Source organism: Paenibacillus chartarius (assembly GCF_042432825.1).
GTDB classification, from domain to species: Bacteria; Bacillota; Bacilli; order Paenibacillales; family NBRC-103111; genus Gordoniibacillus; species Gordoniibacillus chartarius.
The window spans coordinates 33740-48082 of record NZ_JBHLWN010000038.1 but is presented as its reverse complement, the minus strand read 5'-3'; the positions used below and the strand labels follow the sequence as shown (position 1 = coordinate 48082).

Annotated in this window: 16 protein-coding genes and 1 other annotated feature; all 16 genes read left to right on the top strand. The window is 54.0% G+C overall.

The window, feature by feature from the left end; all coding sequences use genetic code 11:
- The first annotated feature begins 274 nt into the window (after positions 1–274).
- The 16 genes from epsC (at position 275) to rpoB (ending at position 14302) form a co-directional block, all read left to right on the top strand.
- Positions 275–955 carry a serine O-acetyltransferase EpsC gene (gene epsC / locus ACFFK0_RS10260; protein ID WP_377470061.1) on the top strand — a complete coding sequence of 227 codons (681 nt, stop codon included), beginning with the start codon at positions 275–277 and terminating at the stop codon, positions 953–955.
- A complete protein-coding gene (cysS, locus tag ACFFK0_RS10255; protein WP_377470084.1) occupies positions 936–2333 on the top strand; it encodes a cysteine--tRNA ligase in 1398 nt (465 codons plus the stop codon). Before epsC ends, cysS begins: the two co-directional genes overlap by 20 nt.
- 55 nt (positions 2334–2388) lie before the next feature.
- Complete coding sequence (locus ACFFK0_RS10250) at positions 2389–2865, top strand: Mini-ribonuclease 3 (protein WP_377470083.1); 477 nt, start codon at positions 2389–2391, stop codon at positions 2863–2865.
- 2 nt (positions 2866–2867) lie between these two features.
- Complete coding sequence (rlmB, locus tag ACFFK0_RS10245; protein WP_377470060.1) at positions 2868–3611, top strand: 23S rRNA (guanosine(2251)-2'-O)-methyltransferase RlmB; 744 nt, start codon at positions 2868–2870, stop codon at positions 3609–3611.
- 15 nt (positions 3612–3626) lie between these two features.
- A complete protein-coding gene (locus ACFFK0_RS10240) occupies positions 3627–4148 on the top strand; it encodes an NYN domain-containing protein (RefSeq protein ID WP_377470059.1) in 522 nt (173 codons plus the stop codon).
- A 145-nt stretch (positions 4149–4293) separates the two neighbouring features.
- On the top strand, positions 4294–4938 hold the full coding sequence (gene sigH / locus ACFFK0_RS10235) for an RNA polymerase sporulation sigma factor SigH (protein WP_377470057.1): 645 nt from the start codon (positions 4294–4296) through the stop codon (positions 4936–4938).
- On the top strand, positions 4919–5233 hold the full coding sequence (locus tag ACFFK0_RS10230) for a hypothetical protein (protein WP_377470056.1): 315 nt from the start codon (positions 4919–4921) through the stop codon (positions 5231–5233). The genes sigH and ACFFK0_RS10230 overlap by 20 nt, the downstream gene beginning before the upstream one ends.
- A gap of 982 nt (positions 5234–6215) precedes the next feature.
- Positions 6216–6365, top strand: coding sequence for a 50S ribosomal protein L33 (gene rpmG, locus ACFFK0_RS10225; RefSeq protein ID WP_377470055.1), 150 nt, complete (start codon positions 6216–6218; stop codon positions 6363–6365).
- A gap of 14 nt (positions 6366–6379) precedes the next feature.
- On the top strand, positions 6380–6592 hold the full coding sequence (gene secE, locus ACFFK0_RS10220; RefSeq protein WP_377470054.1) for a preprotein translocase subunit SecE: 213 nt from the start codon (positions 6380–6382) through the stop codon (positions 6590–6592).
- A gap of 27 nt (positions 6593–6619) precedes the next feature.
- Positions 6620–7153 (top strand): transcription termination/antitermination protein NusG, encoded by a 534-nt coding sequence (gene nusG / locus ACFFK0_RS10215; RefSeq protein ID WP_377470082.1) that lies wholly within the window; start codon positions 6620–6622, stop codon positions 7151–7153.
- Between the two features lie 91 nt (positions 7154–7244).
- Complete coding sequence (gene rplK, locus ACFFK0_RS10210) at positions 7245–7670, top strand: 50S ribosomal protein L11 (protein ID WP_041051310.1); 426 nt, start codon at positions 7245–7247, stop codon at positions 7668–7670.
- 83 nt (positions 7671–7753) lie between these two features.
- On the top strand, positions 7754–8446 hold the full coding sequence (rplA, locus tag ACFFK0_RS10205) for a 50S ribosomal protein L1 (RefSeq protein WP_377470053.1): 693 nt from the start codon (positions 7754–7756) through the stop codon (positions 8444–8446).
- A gap of 63 nt (positions 8447–8509) precedes the next feature.
- Positions 8510–8663 (top strand) — a sequence feature (ribosomal protein L10 leader region).
- A gap of 53 nt (positions 8664–8716) precedes the next feature.
- The gene (rplJ, locus tag ACFFK0_RS10200; protein WP_377470052.1) at positions 8717–9229 is read left to right on the top strand and encodes a 50S ribosomal protein L10; all 513 of its coding nucleotides are present in this window, start codon (positions 8717–8719) and stop codon (positions 9227–9229) included.
- Positions 9230–9297: 68 nt separating this feature from the next.
- Positions 9298–9663 (top strand): 50S ribosomal protein L7/L12, encoded by a 366-nt coding sequence (gene rplL, locus ACFFK0_RS10195; RefSeq protein WP_377470050.1) that lies wholly within the window; start codon positions 9298–9300, stop codon positions 9661–9663.
- Between the two features lie 79 nt (positions 9664–9742).
- On the top strand, positions 9743–10372 hold the full coding sequence (locus tag ACFFK0_RS10190) for a class I SAM-dependent methyltransferase (RefSeq protein ID WP_377470049.1): 630 nt from the start codon (positions 9743–9745) through the stop codon (positions 10370–10372).
- A gap of 393 nt (positions 10373–10765) precedes the next feature.
- On the top strand, positions 10766–14302 hold the full coding sequence (gene rpoB, locus ACFFK0_RS10185) for a DNA-directed RNA polymerase subunit beta (RefSeq protein ID WP_377470048.1): 3537 nt from the start codon (positions 10766–10768) through the stop codon (positions 14300–14302).
- The last annotated feature ends 41 nt before the right edge of the window (positions 14303–14343 follow it).

The window sequence follows — 14343 nt, the reverse complement described above, 5'->3', positions numbered from 1 at the left end:
TGCGCCGGGCTGCAAGCAATCCGCTTCCGCCGAAGCCGAAATGCGCCTGGGAGCTGCGGCCCCGAGCTGCTGTCCGAGCAGGGTAGGTGCCGCCGATTCGTCCCCGTTACCGGACCCGAAAGACGGCAGCGCCCGGTCTTGTATTCGGACCTATATGGTCATGAAGCAGCCGTGCCTTCGCCAAGCAGAGTGGAACCGCGTGAAGCTGCGCCTCTGCAGCCTGATTTGGGCTGCGGAGGCGTTTTTTGCGCTTAGGAAGAGGGGGGAGCACCGGATGTGGAGCAGAATGCGAGAAGACATCTCCACCATTTTCGAGAACGATCCTGCGGCAAGAAGTACGTTTGAAGTCATCTTCACGTACTCTGGGCTGCACGCGCTATGGAGCCACCGCATTGCGCATTGGTTTTATAAACGCCACATGTTCACGATCGCCCGCGCGATCTCGCAAATCAACCGGTTCATGACCGGTATCGAGATCCACCCGGGGGCGAAGATCGGCAGGCGGTTTTTCATTGATCACGGCATGGGGGTAGTCATCGGGGAAACGTGCGAGATCGGCGACGACGTTGTGCTCTATCAAGGGGTTACGCTCGGGGGAACGGGCAAGGAGAAAGGGAAACGCCATCCGACTATCGGCAGCAACGTTGTTATCGGCTCGGGGGCGAAGGTGCTCGGCTCCTTCACGGTCGGCAGCAACTCCCGGATCGGCGCCAACGCCGTCGTTCTCCAGGAAGTGCCGCCGAACAGCACCGTTGTAGGCAATCCCGGCAAAATCGTCAAGCGCGACGGCGTCCGTGTCAACAAGCTGGATCATAACCGGCTGCCGGACCCGGTCATCGAGCTGTGCAATCATCTGCAGGGCCAAATCGACGAGCTGAAACAACAAGTGAAGGAAGCGCAGCATGCGCAAATCCGAAACGGAGGAACGAGAGAGCATGACCCTCAAAGTGTATAATACACTGACGCGGCAGGAAGAAGTATTCGAACCGCTCGTCCCGGGCAAAGTGAGTATGTACGTGTGCGGGCCGACGGTCTATAACTACATTCATATCGGCAATGCGCGCCCGGCGATTTTCTTCGATGTCGTGCGGAGGCATATGCGGGCGATCGGCTATGATGTCAAGTATGTCGTGAACTTTACCGACGTCGATGACAAAATGATCCGCAAAGCCGAGGAGATGAAGCTGACCGTGCCCGAGCTGGCCGAAATGTTCATTGCCGCGTATCGCGAAGATACGGCGGCGCTTAACATCGAGCCGGCCACGATCAATCCGCGGGTAACGGAGAATATTCCGGAGATTATCGCGTTCATCGACGGGCTTGTGAAGGACGGGTACGCATATGAGAGCGGCGGCGACGTATACTACCGGACGACCAAGTTCGATGAGTACGGCAAGCTGTCCCATCAAAATATGGCGGAGCTTCAGCACGGCATCCGGATCGAGGTCGACGCCCGCAAGGAGCATCCGCAGGATTTCGTGCTGTGGAAAGCGGCGAAGCCCGGCGAGATTTCGTGGGCGAGCCCGTGGGGCGAAGGGCGCCCGGGCTGGCACATCGAGTGCTCGGCGATGGTGCGCAAATATCTGGGCGAGTCGATCGACATTCACGGCGGCGGACAGGACCTGGCGTTCCCGCACCATGAGTGCGAGATCGCGCAGACCGAGGCGCTGACCGGGAAGCCGATGGCCCGTTACTGGCTGCACAACGCTTTCCTCAACATCGACAATGAGAAAATGTCCAAGTCGCTCGGCAACGGCATCCTCGTCCGCGACATCGTGAAGCTGGTGAAGCCGCAGGCGTTCCGCTTCTTCATGCTGTCGGCGCACTACCGCAATCCGCTGAACTACAGCGACGAAAGCATTCAGGCCGCAACGAATTCGCTTGAACGGATTCACAACTGCATAGCGAATTTGAAGCACCGTCAAGGCGCATCGTCGCAGGGCGGTGTCGATGAAGCTGTAGCGGCTCGGATCGAGGAAATTCACCAAACGTTCGTTGACAAGATGAACGATGATTTCAACACGCCGGATGCGATTACGGCGATGTTCGAGCTGGTGTCGGAAGCGAATCTGTATCTGCAGCAGGAGCGGGTGACAACGGCGACGGTTGAGGCGCTGCTGGCCGGCTTCGCAAGGATGGACGCCGTGCTCGGCTTGCTGCCGGCGGCGGAGGAAGGATTGCTCGATGAAGAGGTAGAGCGGCTCATTGCGGAGCGGGTCGAAGCGCGCAAAGCGAAAAATTGGGCCCGCGCCGATGAAATTCGCGACGAGCTGACGAAGCAGGGCATTCTTTTGGAGGACACGCCGCAAGGACTTCGTTGGCGCAGAAAGTAGGAGTATGGACAATTTAGATCATCCCGCCGCGGAACGGCCGGGAGCGGGGACAGAGATGGAGATGGCTATGGACAGCTCGTTGTTCCTTTACCCGCCGTCCCGCGACCCCGCACAGCTGAATCCGCTCGTTCTCGCGTATATCGGCGACGCCGTCTTCGAGGTGTTCGTGAGGCAATACGTCATCTCGCAGACGAATCACCGGCCGAACCACCTGCACCGGCAGTCGACGCGGTTCGTCTCGGCGAAAGCGCAGGCCGCCGCGCTGCAGCGGCTCATGCCGGAGCTGAGCGAAGAAGAACGCGACATCGTCAAGCGGGGGCGTAACGCGAAGTCCGGCTCGTCGCCGCGGAACACCGATATTTTGGATTACAGGCACAGCACCGCTTTCGAATGTTTGCTCGGATATTTGTATTACAAGCAAGATTACGCAAGGCTGCGCCGTCTCGCCGAGCTGGTCATCGAACCGCCGGCGGAGCGGGAGTCCGGACTGCCGGACTCTGCCGCGGAGACGAAGCGCCGGGAGGAATTGTAAGCATGGCAGATGAAGAATATATCGGCGGAAAGCACTCCGTACTGGAAGCTCTCAAATCCGGCCGTACGATCAATAAAATCTGGATCGCCGAGAACGCCCAAAAGCATCTCGCGCAGCCGATCGCTGCCGAGGCCAAGTCGCATGGGATCGTCGTCCAGTTCGTGGACAAGCGCAAGCTTGACCAGATGACGGACAATATGCAGCACCAAGGCGTTGTTGCACAGGTAGCCGCTTACCGGTACGCGGAAGTGGACGAAATTCTGGAGCGTGCCGCGGCCAAAGGGGAAGCTCCGTTCCTGCTGCTGCTCGACGAGATCGAGGATCCGCATAACCTCGGCTCGATCCTGCGTACCGCCGAGTGCACGGGCGTGCACGGCGTTATTATTCCGAAGCGGCGTTCCGTCGGCTTGACCGCCACGGTGTCGAAGACGTCGGCGGGCGCCGTCGAGTATGTCCCGGTCGCCCGGGTGACGAATCTGGCTCAAACGATTGAAGATTTGAAGAAGAAGGGCGTATGGATTGCGGGTACGGATGTCGCTGCGAAGCAGCAGGTGTACGATACGGACTTCAAGATTCCTATCGCCGTCGTAATCGGCAATGAAGCTAAGGGAGTAGGCCGCTTGATTAAGGAGTCCTGCGATTTCCTCGTCAAGCTGCCGATGTTCGGGCAGCTCAATTCCTTGAATGCGTCCGTCGCTGCGGGCGTGCTGATGTATGAGGTCGTGCGCCAGCGGCATCGCAGCTGACCGGCGGCCGGGAATATGGAACAGGTCCTGATCGTCGACGGCTACAATATTATCGGCGCTTGGCCCTCCTTGCAGAAGCTGCGCGACATCAGCCTCGAGGATGCGCGCGACAGGCTCATCGATATGCTGGCCGAGTACCAGGCTTACTCCGGATTCAAGGTATATCTTGTTTTTGACGCCTACCAGGTGCCCGGACTCGGCAAAGAATATCGGCAGAGCCGGCTGCGCGTGCTGTATACGAAAGAGAAGGAGACGGCGGACGAGCTGATCGAGCGGCTTGTAACGGAGCTTATCGGCCGCCGCCGTCAAATAACCGTCGCCACTTCGGATATGATCGAGCAGCATGTCATTTTCGGCAAAGGGGCTTACCGATTATCCGCCAGTGAGCTCTACACGAGAATTGTGCAAAATCGCAGAGAAATCCAGCAGCGCATTCATCGTCCGACCACTACCGGGCGGCATACGCTGGACAACCGGATTAAATCCGATTTGCTGGACAAGCTGGAAAAAATGCGCAGGGGCGAAAACCTCCCCTAAAAGTCAGGAAACCTCTCCAAATGCTAGAATTGGCGGGCTTCCCCGTTGACGGTCTTTGAGATCATACGGTATACTAGTCCTATCCTTGCAACAGCGGAAAGCATGTTTCAGTGCTCGGGTAGTTTGCGGCCGGAGGGATAAGCTAGTGAGCGTCGACCTCAAAGAGTTGAGAATGTTCGATTATGACCTCAAGACAGACGAAGACATCGTCGACGCAGTCCGTGAAGGCAACAGCGAAGCGCTCGAGTACTTGATCAACAAGTACAAGAATTTCGTTCGCGCCAAGGCACGGTCCTATTTCTTGATAGGCGCCGACCGCGAAGACATCGTCCAAGAAGGCATGATCGGCCTGTACAAGTCCATTCGCGATTTCCGCGGAGACAAGCAGGCATCGTTCAAGGCGTTCGCCGAGCTGTGCATTACGCGCCAGATCATTACAGCGATCAAGACGGCAACGCGGCAGAAGCACATTCCTTTGAACTCATACGTATCATTGGATAAACCGATTTATGATGAAGATTCCGACCGGACATTGCTGGACGTCATTTGCGGTTCGCGTGTAACCGATCCGGAAGAGCTGATTATTAATCAAGAGGAATTCAGCGGCTTGGAGGACAAGATGGGCGAGATTCTCAGCGATCTCGAACGCCGGGTGCTGATGTTGTACCTGGATGGGCGCTCCTATCAAGAGATCGCCGTCGATCTTGACCGCCACGTGAAATCGATCGATAACGCGCTGCAGCGGGTAAAGCGGAAACTGGAAAGATATCTTGAAATACGCGATTTATAAAAAAAACATCCGACATACGTGTGGGGTGTTTTTTTTATATTTTGGCGGAAATGGTGCGGGCGATGTTGGCTGTTATGGCGTTGTCGGTGGGGCTGGTGCTCCGGCTGCGGTGACATTGAAGGTGCTGATGCTGGTGCTGATGCTGGTGCTGGTGCTGGTGCTGATGCTGATGCTGGTGCTGGTGCTGATGCTGATGCTGATGCTGATGCTGGTGCTGATGCTGGTACTGGTGCTGATGCTGGTACTGGTGCTGGTGCTGGTGCTGGTGCTGTTGCTATTGGTTGTGCATTGGTGATGGTACAGTCCAAGTTAGTGTTCAACGGTCGATGCCGGGGGCATGGTCGCGGGCAATTGGCTGCGTGTAGCGGGTTTATGGTGTGAAGCGCAGTGGAACCCGCGATTTTGAGGCAAGAGCTTGCGGGAGCAACGGTAGTAAAGATGCAGGGAGGCTTAGAGATCGCCATTCGCGTGGATCCTCCTAGCTAAGCGCTAAGCGGCGTTGCGTGACCTTGGTGCTAGTAATTGGGCATTGTGCAAAATGATTGAGGGGGGGGATTTGGCGGAGCAAATAGCGGTCTGTGGGGTGCTTATTTGTTAGGTTGCGCAGGTTTTGGGTGGGATAACGGATTTTCAGGGAGTTATGTTGTTGGTATGTGGCTGAAATCGGCGGGATTGCTGGTTTTGCTTCAAATTAGGACCCCGAGAAACCGTTATTTTACAGAAGGCATGCTGGAACTGAAAAATAAAGCCTTCGTGGAACGCTATTCGATAACGTCATCGATACTGCACAATAGAGGATGCTCACACAGAAGTTTGCCGGATGCAAGGTGTACGTGGAAATCGCGATCGATGAATAGGAAGACGCCCGGATCTGCCCGGCTTGACCGAGGCTCGGTTCCCCGTCTGCGAGCTTTCGGCTTCTGCTAATGTCACCGGAGCTGATTACCCGTTCCGAGGACAATACCGATTTGTGGCTTCAGTAAAAGATGTACTTGCTGCCAATGCTGTAATTTTTGTGGGAATATCGAACCCTGCGGACGCACCGTACTATTTTCAAAATTTGGGTTTAGACTTCGCATATACCGTCCATAATGGGGTTATTGCACGTGGCGCGGCGGCTGCGGCGCCGAGCTCACAGGCTGCACGCAAGCCGGAAGTTTTCTTGACACAGCTACGCCCCTGTGGTAAAGTAATTCGGGTAACCCTAAAAATTTGCCTAGGTATGCTTTTTTCTTGATATAGGGTACTCTTTAAGGTTCTATCGGGAGGTGTACATCATGCGGGTCATCATCACAATGGCATGCACGGACTGCAAGCAACGCAATTACACGACTATGAAGAACAAGCGCAACAATCCGGATCGTATCGAGCTGAAGAAGTTCTGCAGATTCTGCAACGCTCATACCGCTCATCGGGAAACCAGATAAGAGAGGTGTAGTTCGTGGCTTTCTTAGCTAAGATGAAACAGAGCTTCGGCTCCACGTTCTCGTTCTTTGGCGATGCTTGGGGCGAACTCAAGAAGGTCAAGTGGCCTAGCCGGAAAGAACTCATCAGCTACACGCTCGTGGTTTTGATCACCGTAGCCATCGTCACCGTATACTTCTACGTGCTGGACCTTGGGATCTCCGAGCTTGTTCGCCTGTTTATTAAGTAACTGGGGGACGATTTGGTGACTGCCGAAATGGAGAAGAGATGGTACGTCGTGCATACCTATTCCGGGTATGAGAACAAGGTCAAGACGAACTTGGAACGACGCGTTGAATCGATGGAAATGCAGGACAAAATTTTCCGCGTGCTCGTGCCGACGGAAGATGAAGTGGTGAACAAGGACGGGAAGCGGAAGACCGTGTCTCGCAAGGTTTACCCCGGATACGTTCTCGTGGAAATGATTCAAACGGACGATTCGTGGTATGTTGTGCGCAACACCCCGGGCGTAACGGGATTCGTCGGGTCGACGGGCTCTGGCTCGAAACCGACGGCGTTGCTACCGGAAGAAGTTGAAGGTATTCTGAAGCATATGGGTATTGAAGAGCCGAAGCCGAAGATCGACTTCGAACTCAAAGATACTGTGCGCGTGAAGGTCGGGCCGTTCGCGAATTTCGTCGGTACGGTAGAAGATATCATCGCAGACAAGCATAAGCTGAAGGTGCACGTCAACATGTTCGGTCGCGAGACTCCGGTTGAGCTTGATTTCGGTCAAGTGGAGAAAGTGTAGATCTTCGGATCGGCACGGCAACCGCTGCGACACACGGCGCGCGGTTGTTATGGAGTAGTTCGGACCACACTACGGCAAGGAGGTGTCTGACATGGCTAAGAAGGTAATTAAGATGGTTAAGCTGCAAGTTCCTGCTGGTAAAGCGAACCCAGCTCCGCCAATCGGTCCTGCACTCGGTCAAGCTGGTGTGAATATCATGGCGTTCTGTAAAGAATTCAATGCTCGCACAGCGGATCAAGCAGGTCTGATCATTCCGGTTGTAATTTCCGTTTTCGAAGACCGTTCGTTCACATTCGAAACGAAAACTCCTCCGGCTGCTGTATTGCTTCGTGTAGCTGCTGGTATCGATAAGGGCAGCGGCGAACCGAACAAGAAGAAGGTTGCTACGATTAAGCGCGCGAAAGTTCGCGAGATCGCCGAGCAAAAAATGCCTGACCTGAACGCTGCATCCGTTGAGGCTGCAATGCGCATGGTTGAAGGAACAGCTCGTTCCATGGGCGTCGTTATTGAAGACTAATGCAATACCTGCGGAGCGGCGTCGGCCGTTTCCGCCAACAGTGGGAGGATATTCCGCTAATACCACAAAGGAGGAGCTTCAACATGGCTAAACACGGCAAGAAATACAGCGAAGCAGCGAAGCTCATCGACGCAGAAGCGTTATATGAAGCTAACGAAGCCATTGAGCTCGTTAAGAAAGCTGCAACAGCTAAGTTCGACGAGACTGTCGACGTAGCTGTCCGTCTCGGCGTAGATCCGAGAAAACAAGACCAGAACGTTCGCGGCGTCGTCGTACTCCCGCACGGCACTGGTAAAACAAAGCGCGTTCTCGTATTCGCGAAAGGTGACAAGGCGAAGGAAGCTGAAGCGGCTGGCGCTGATTTTGTCGGCGATGCTGACCTGATCAACCGCATTCAACAAGGCTGGTTCGACTTCGACGTCTGCGTAGCTACTCCGGATATGATGAGCGAAGTGGGTAAGCTCGGTCGTCTGCTCGGTGGTAAAGGTCTTATGCCTAACCCGAAAGCCGGCACTGTAACGTTCGACGTAACGAAGGCCGTTCAAGAAATTAAGGCTGGTAAAATCGAATACCGTCTCGACAAAGCGGGTCAGATCCACGCTCCGATCGGCAAGGTGTCCTTTGATGCTGAGAAGCTTCAAGAGAACTTCCGCGCTCTGATCGACGCTCTGAACCGTGCGAAGCCTGCTGCTGCTAAAGGTGTATACCTGAAGAACGTAGCGGTTAGCTCGACGATGGGTCCGGCTGTTCGCGTCAACGCAGCTGCCCTGCGCTAATGGAAGCAGGAAAGCACTTCCGATTGACTTTGTCAGTTCGAAATGCTAACCTTGCTAGGTAATGTCCAATCGAATAAGAGACCGTAGACAGCAGGTGCTCCTGCAAGAGCTTAATTTCCTGCCGAGGTGTTATGATAGATGCGTAGTTTCACCTTAGAAACTTCAGCGTAACCGATCATGCCTTCGTAGTGTCTACGAAGGCATTTCTTATGGCCCTGCCGGGATTTATAAGGAATGCTAACGTACTAAACAAGAAGCGAGGTGTTTATAGTGCCTAACGCAAAAGTACTTCAGGAGAAAGCGCAAGCTGTCGCTGAAGTGACAGAAAAGCTGAAAGATTACTCCTGCACAATCGTTACCGACTACCGCGGCCTGACTGTTGCTCAAGTAACGCAGCTGCGTAAGTCGCTCCGCGAAGCAGGCGTCGAGTTCCAAGTTTTGAAAAACACTCTGGCTCGCCGTGCAACGGCGAATGCCGAACTGTCCGCTCTGGATGAGCATCTGACAGGTCCTACTGCTATCGCGTTCTGCAAAGACGACGTTGTAACTCCGGCGAAGATCCTGACGGATTTCGCAAAGAAGAACGACGCTCTGAAGGTAAAAGGCGGCGTAGTTGAAGGTAAAGTCGTAGGTTTGGACCAAATCCAAGCACTGGCGAACCTGCCTTCCCGCGAAGGTTTGCTCTCCATGTTGCTCAGCGTGCTCCAAGCTCCTATGCGCAACTTCGCGCTTGCGGTTAAAGCCGTGGCGGAGAAGCAAGAGGGCGGCGCGCAAGAAGCGTAAGTCGATGAAGACGGCGAATGTATAGATTTGCACTGTTATACAACAAACAATAATGGAGGTTTAAACAAATGTCTAAAGATCAAATCCTTGAAGCCATTAAAGGCATGACCGTTCTTGAACTGAACGATCTCGTGAAAGCAATCGAAGAAGAATTCGGCGTAACTGCAGCAGCTCCAGTAGCTGTTGTTGCAGGCGGCGGCGCAGCAGCTGAAGTTGCTGAGCAAACTGAGTTCGACGTTATCCTGACGAACGCAGGCGCATCCAAAATCAACGTTATCAAAGTCGTTCGCGAAATCACAGGCCTCGGCCTGAAAGAAGCGAAGGACCTCGTTGACGGCGCACCGAAGCCGATCAAAGAGAAGACTTCCAAGGACGATGCAGAAGCTATCAAAGCTAAGCTGACTGAAGCTGGCGCAACTGTAGAAGTGAAGTAATTTCGCTTTGAACCTATAAGAATGGACCTCTTGGCTGTCAACGCAAGAGGTTCATTTTTGCATATAAGGGGGTATGGGAATGGGGGATCATTATTATACGAAGAGTCCGGCCGTGGCTCATGACGAGCAGACGATTGAAGCGAAGCTTCGCGGAAGGACGTTATCGTTTGTTACGGATGCCGGGGTATTTTCCAAAGAAGGTGTCGACTTCGGCAGCAGGCTGCTGATTGAAACGATGCAGCTGACGGCTGATTCGGAAGTGCTGGACGTTGGCTGCGGCTATGGACCGATCGGCTTATCGGCAGCGCTGCTGGCGAATGAAGGTCATGTCGTGATGGTCGACATTAACGAGCGGGCGATAGCGCTGTCCAAACGCAACGCCGAACGCAACGGAATCCGGAATGTAACGGTGCTGCAGAGCGATTTGCTGGAGGAAGTCAAGGAGCGGCGATTCGACGTTGTTCTGACGAACCCGCCGATTCGGGCCGGCAAAGAGACGGTTCATCGTATTTTTGCTGATTCGTATGAGGTGTTGAAGCCTGGCGGATCGCTGTGGGTCGTTATTCAAAAGAAGCAAGGAGCGCCTTCGGCGTTCTCGAAGCTGGAGTCGATCTTTGGCGAGGTGCAAGAGGTGGACCGGGATAAGGGATATAAAATATTTCGCGCAATTCGTCAAGAGGTTGACAGCGAGGGAAAAAGTTTGACTTGACTTGGGCTGTATGGTATTATTAGAAAATGTCAGCATTAAAATTGCTCGTCGTGTCGATATTCTTGCAAATGTCAAGAAGTTTTTTCGAGGAGTGGTGAATAAAATTTTGACGCTCGCGTATAATGTTAAAATTTTGGGAAACTCTAACATGATGAGTAGTAATGGTTGGAAACTGCGAAATCCCTCGAAAGCTGCCGGTTCCTCCTAGGACGGGCTCGCGCTGAGGGGATGAAAGTTCATAGCCGGACGAAACAAGTGTTTGCTGTTATTAAAGCACACAATGGTCACGTTCGGCAAGAAAAACTTCCCATAGCTGATACAACTGTGAACTACGTCGCTGGACGTTTTTCTTTGTTTTTACGAATTGAAGCAGACTTGAGGGGTGAATCGAAGTTGGCGGGACAGCTTGTTCAATTTGGTCGACGGAAGCGTAGAACTTATGCACGCATTAATGAAGTGCTCGAAATCCCGAACTTGATCGAAATCCAACAGAAATCGTATGAGTGGTTTTTGGAGGAAGGTCTTCGTGAGATGTTTCAGGACATTTCGCCGATTCAAGATTTTACCGGGAACTTGGTGCTGGAATTCATCGACTATAGCTTAGGTGAGCCTAAGTATTCCGTCGATGAATCGAAGGAACGCGACGTCACTTACGCCGCGCCTCTGCGGGTCAAGGTTCGTCTTATTAACAAGGAAACCGGCGAAGTGAAAGAGCAAGAAGTGTTTATGGGCGACTTCCCGATTATGACCGACACCGGTACGTTTATTATTAACGGTGCCGAGCGCGTAATCGTATCCCAGCTCGTTCGCTCACCCAGCGTTTATTATAGTACGAAAGTCGATAAGAACGGCAAGAAGACGTATACGGCTACCGTTATTCCGAACCGCGGCGCATGGCTGGAGCTGGAAACCGATGCGAAGGACATCATTTATGTCCGGATCGACCGTACGCGGAAAATCCCGGTTACCGTACTGCTGCGCGCACTAGGCTTCGGTACGGATGCGGAGATTATCGATCTTCTCGGCGATGACGAGTACATCCGCAACACCCTCGACAAGGATAATACGGATTCGACGGATAAAGCGCTGATCGAAATTTATGAGCGCCTTCGTCCGGGCGAGCCGCCTACGCTGGATAACGCAAGAAGCTTGCTGATCGCTCGTTTCTTCGATCCGAAGCGTTATGATCTGGCGAACGTTGGTCGTTACAAAATCAACAAAAAGCTGCATATCAAGAACCGTCTGTTTAATCAGCGGCTCGCGGAGACGTTGGTTGATTCGGAGACAGGCGAAATTCTCGCGCAAGCGGGCCAGCTGCTCGATCGCCGTGTGCTGGATGAGCTGCTGCCGCACTTGGAGAAGGGGATCGGCAGCAAGGAATACACCGTTCCTAACGGCGTGACCGATTCGAACGATATTCCGGTTCAATGCATCAGCGTGTATTCACCGAATGAAGATGGCAAGATCGTGAAGGTCATCTCCAACGGTTTCATTGATAAGAGTGTTAAAAATATTACGCCAGCCGACATCATTGCATCGATCAACTACTTCATGAACCTTCTGCATGGTATCGGCAGCACGGATGATATCGACCATCTCGGCAACCGCCGTCTGCGTTCGGTCGGCGAATTGCTGCAGAACCAGTTCCGCATCGGTTTGTCCCGGATGGAGCGCGTCGTACGTGAGCGGATGTCGATTCAAGACGCTAACGTCATTACGCCGCAAGCGCTGATCAACATTCGTCCGGTTATCGCATCGATCAAGGAGTTCTTCGGAAGCTCACAGCTGTCGCAGTTTATGGACCAGACGAATCCGCTCGCCGAGCTGACGCACAAGCGCCGTCTGTCCGCACTGGGTCCGGGCGGTCTGACGCGGGAACGCGCGGGCTTTGAGGTTCGTGACGTTCACCACTCTCACTACGGCCGGATGTGCCCGATTGAGACGCCGGAAGGTCCGAACATCGGTCTGATCAACTCGTTATCGACGTTTGCCCGCATTAACGAGTATGGCTTTATTGAAGCGCCGTATCGCCGGGTTGATCCGAAGACGGGTGTTGTTACCGATCAAATTTCGTACCTCACTGCGGACGAAGAGGATAACTACGTTATCGCTCAGGCGAACGAAGTGTTGACCGAAGAAGGCAAGTTTGCGAATGACAGTGTTATTGTCCGTTACAAGGATGAGCACCTCATTCTTCCGATTGAGCGCGTAGACTATATGGACGTCTCTCCGAAGCAGGTCGTTTCCGTCGCGACGGCGCTCATTCCGTTCCTCGAGAACGATGACTCCAACCGTGCGCTGATGGGCTCGAACATGCAGCGTCAGGCCGTTCCGCTTCTGATTCCGAAGGCGCCTCTGGTCGGCACCGGTATGGAGCATAAGTCGGCTAAGGACTCCGGGGTATGTATTGTATCCAAATATCACGGTGTTATCGAGAAAGTTTCTGCCAACGAGATTTGGCTGCGGCGTCAAGAGACGGTTGACGGCAAAACCGTCAGCGGCAACTTGGTGAAATATAAGCTGCACAAGTTCATCCGCTCCAACCAGGGAACGTGCGTGAATCAGCGTCCGATCTGCCGTAAGGGTGACATCGTGAAGCCGGGCGACATTCTCGCCGACGGACCGTCCACGGAGCAGGGCGAATTGGCGCTGGGCCGCAACGTTGTCGTTGCCTTCATGACATGGGAAGGTTACAACTACGAGGATGCGATCCTGCTGAGCGAGAAGCTTGTGAAGGAAGACGTGTACACGTCGATCCACATTGAAGAATACGAATCCGAAGCGCGCGATACGAAGCTCGGACCTGAAGAGATTACTCGCGATATCCCGAACGTGGGCGAAGACGCGCTGAAAAATCTCGACGAGCGCGGCATTATCCGCGTCGGTGCGGAGATCGGCGCCGGCGACATCTTGGTCGGTAAAGTAACGCCGAAGGGCGTAACCGAGCTGACTGCGGAAGAACGCCTGCTGCATGCGATCTTCGGTGAGAAGGCGCGTGAAGTGCGCGATACGTCGCTGCGTGTTCCGCACGGTACGGACGGTATCGTCGTTGATGTGAAGGTGTTTACCCGCGAGAACGGCGATGAGCTGCCTCCTGGCGTAAACCAGCTTGTTCGCGTCTATATTGCCCAGAAGCGTAAAATCTCTGAAGGCGATAAGATGGCCGGACGCCACGGAAACAAAGGGGTTATCGCGCGGATCATGCCGGAAGAAGATATGCCTTTCCTGCCGGACGGAACGCCGGTTGAAGTTGTTCTGAATCCGCTCGGCGTACCGTCCCGGATGAACATCGGTCAGGTGCTTGAGGTTCACTTGGGCATGGCCGCCCGTCTGCTCGGCATCCATACCGCAACGCCGGTATTCGACGGCGCGCGCGAGTATGACGTGTTCGATACGATGGAAGAAGCCGGCATGCAGCGCAACGGTAAAACGATTCTGTACGACGGCCGTACGGGCGATGCGTTTGAACGCGAAGTCACCGTAGGCGTCATGTACATGATCAAGCTCGCGCACATGGTCGACGATAAAATCCATGCTCGCTCCACCGGACCTTACTCGCTCGTTACGCAGCAGCCGCTCGGCGGTAAAGCGCAGTTCGGCGGTCAGCGCTTCGGTGAGATGGAAGTGTGGGCCCTCGAGGCATACGGTGCGGCTTATACGCTCCAAGAGATTCTTACGGTCAAGTCGGACGACGTTGTCGGCCGCGTGAAGACGTACGAGTCGATCGTGAAGGGCGAGAACGTGCCGGAGCCGGGCGTACCGGAATCCTTCAAGGTATTGATCAAAGAGCTTCAGAGCTTGGGTATGGACGTCAAGATCCTGTCCGGCGACGAAGAAGAGATCGAGATGAAGGAAATCGACGACGACGAGGACGTATCGTCCGACAAGCTGAATTTGAATCTTGAAGGCGCCGAGCTCGGCGTTGAATAAACGATAGTTACCGCCAGCAAGCTATATTTCTCCCAAGGAGG

What these genes read in the sequence shown, in the direction of transcription:
- rplK (WP_041051310.1), top strand. Translation starts at nt 7,245, where the DNA reads ATGGCTAAGAAGGTAATTAAGATGGTTAAGCTGCAAGTTCCTGCTGGT.
- ACFFK0_RS10190 (WP_377470049.1), top strand. Translation starts at nt 9,743, where the DNA reads ATGGGGGATCATTATTATACGAAGAGTCCGGCCGTGGCTCATGACGAG.
- rpmG (WP_377470055.1), top strand. Translation starts at nt 6,216, where the DNA reads ATGCGGGTCATCATCACAATGGCATGCACGGACTGCAAGCAACGCAAT.
- nusG (WP_377470082.1), top strand. Translation starts at nt 6,620, where the DNA reads ATGGAGAAGAGATGGTACGTCGTGCATACCTATTCCGGGTATGAGAAC.
- ACFFK0_RS10240 (WP_377470059.1), top strand. Translation starts at nt 3,627, where the DNA reads ATGGAACAGGTCCTGATCGTCGACGGCTACAATATTATCGGCGCTTGG.
- epsC (WP_377470061.1), top strand. Translation starts at nt 275, where the DNA reads ATGTGGAGCAGAATGCGAGAAGACATCTCCACCATTTTCGAGAACGAT.
- ACFFK0_RS10250 (WP_377470083.1), top strand. Translation starts at nt 2,389, where the DNA reads ATGGAGATGGCTATGGACAGCTCGTTGTTCCTTTACCCGCCGTCCCGC.
- rplA (WP_377470053.1), top strand. Translation starts at nt 7,754, where the DNA reads ATGGCTAAACACGGCAAGAAATACAGCGAAGCAGCGAAGCTCATCGAC.
- cysS (WP_377470084.1), top strand. Translation starts at nt 936, where the DNA reads ATGACCCTCAAAGTGTATAATACACTGACGCGGCAGGAAGAAGTATTC.
- rplL (WP_377470050.1), top strand. Translation starts at nt 9,298, where the DNA reads ATGTCTAAAGATCAAATCCTTGAAGCCATTAAAGGCATGACCGTTCTT.
- rlmB (WP_377470060.1), top strand. Translation starts at nt 2,868, where the DNA reads ATGGCAGATGAAGAATATATCGGCGGAAAGCACTCCGTACTGGAAGCT.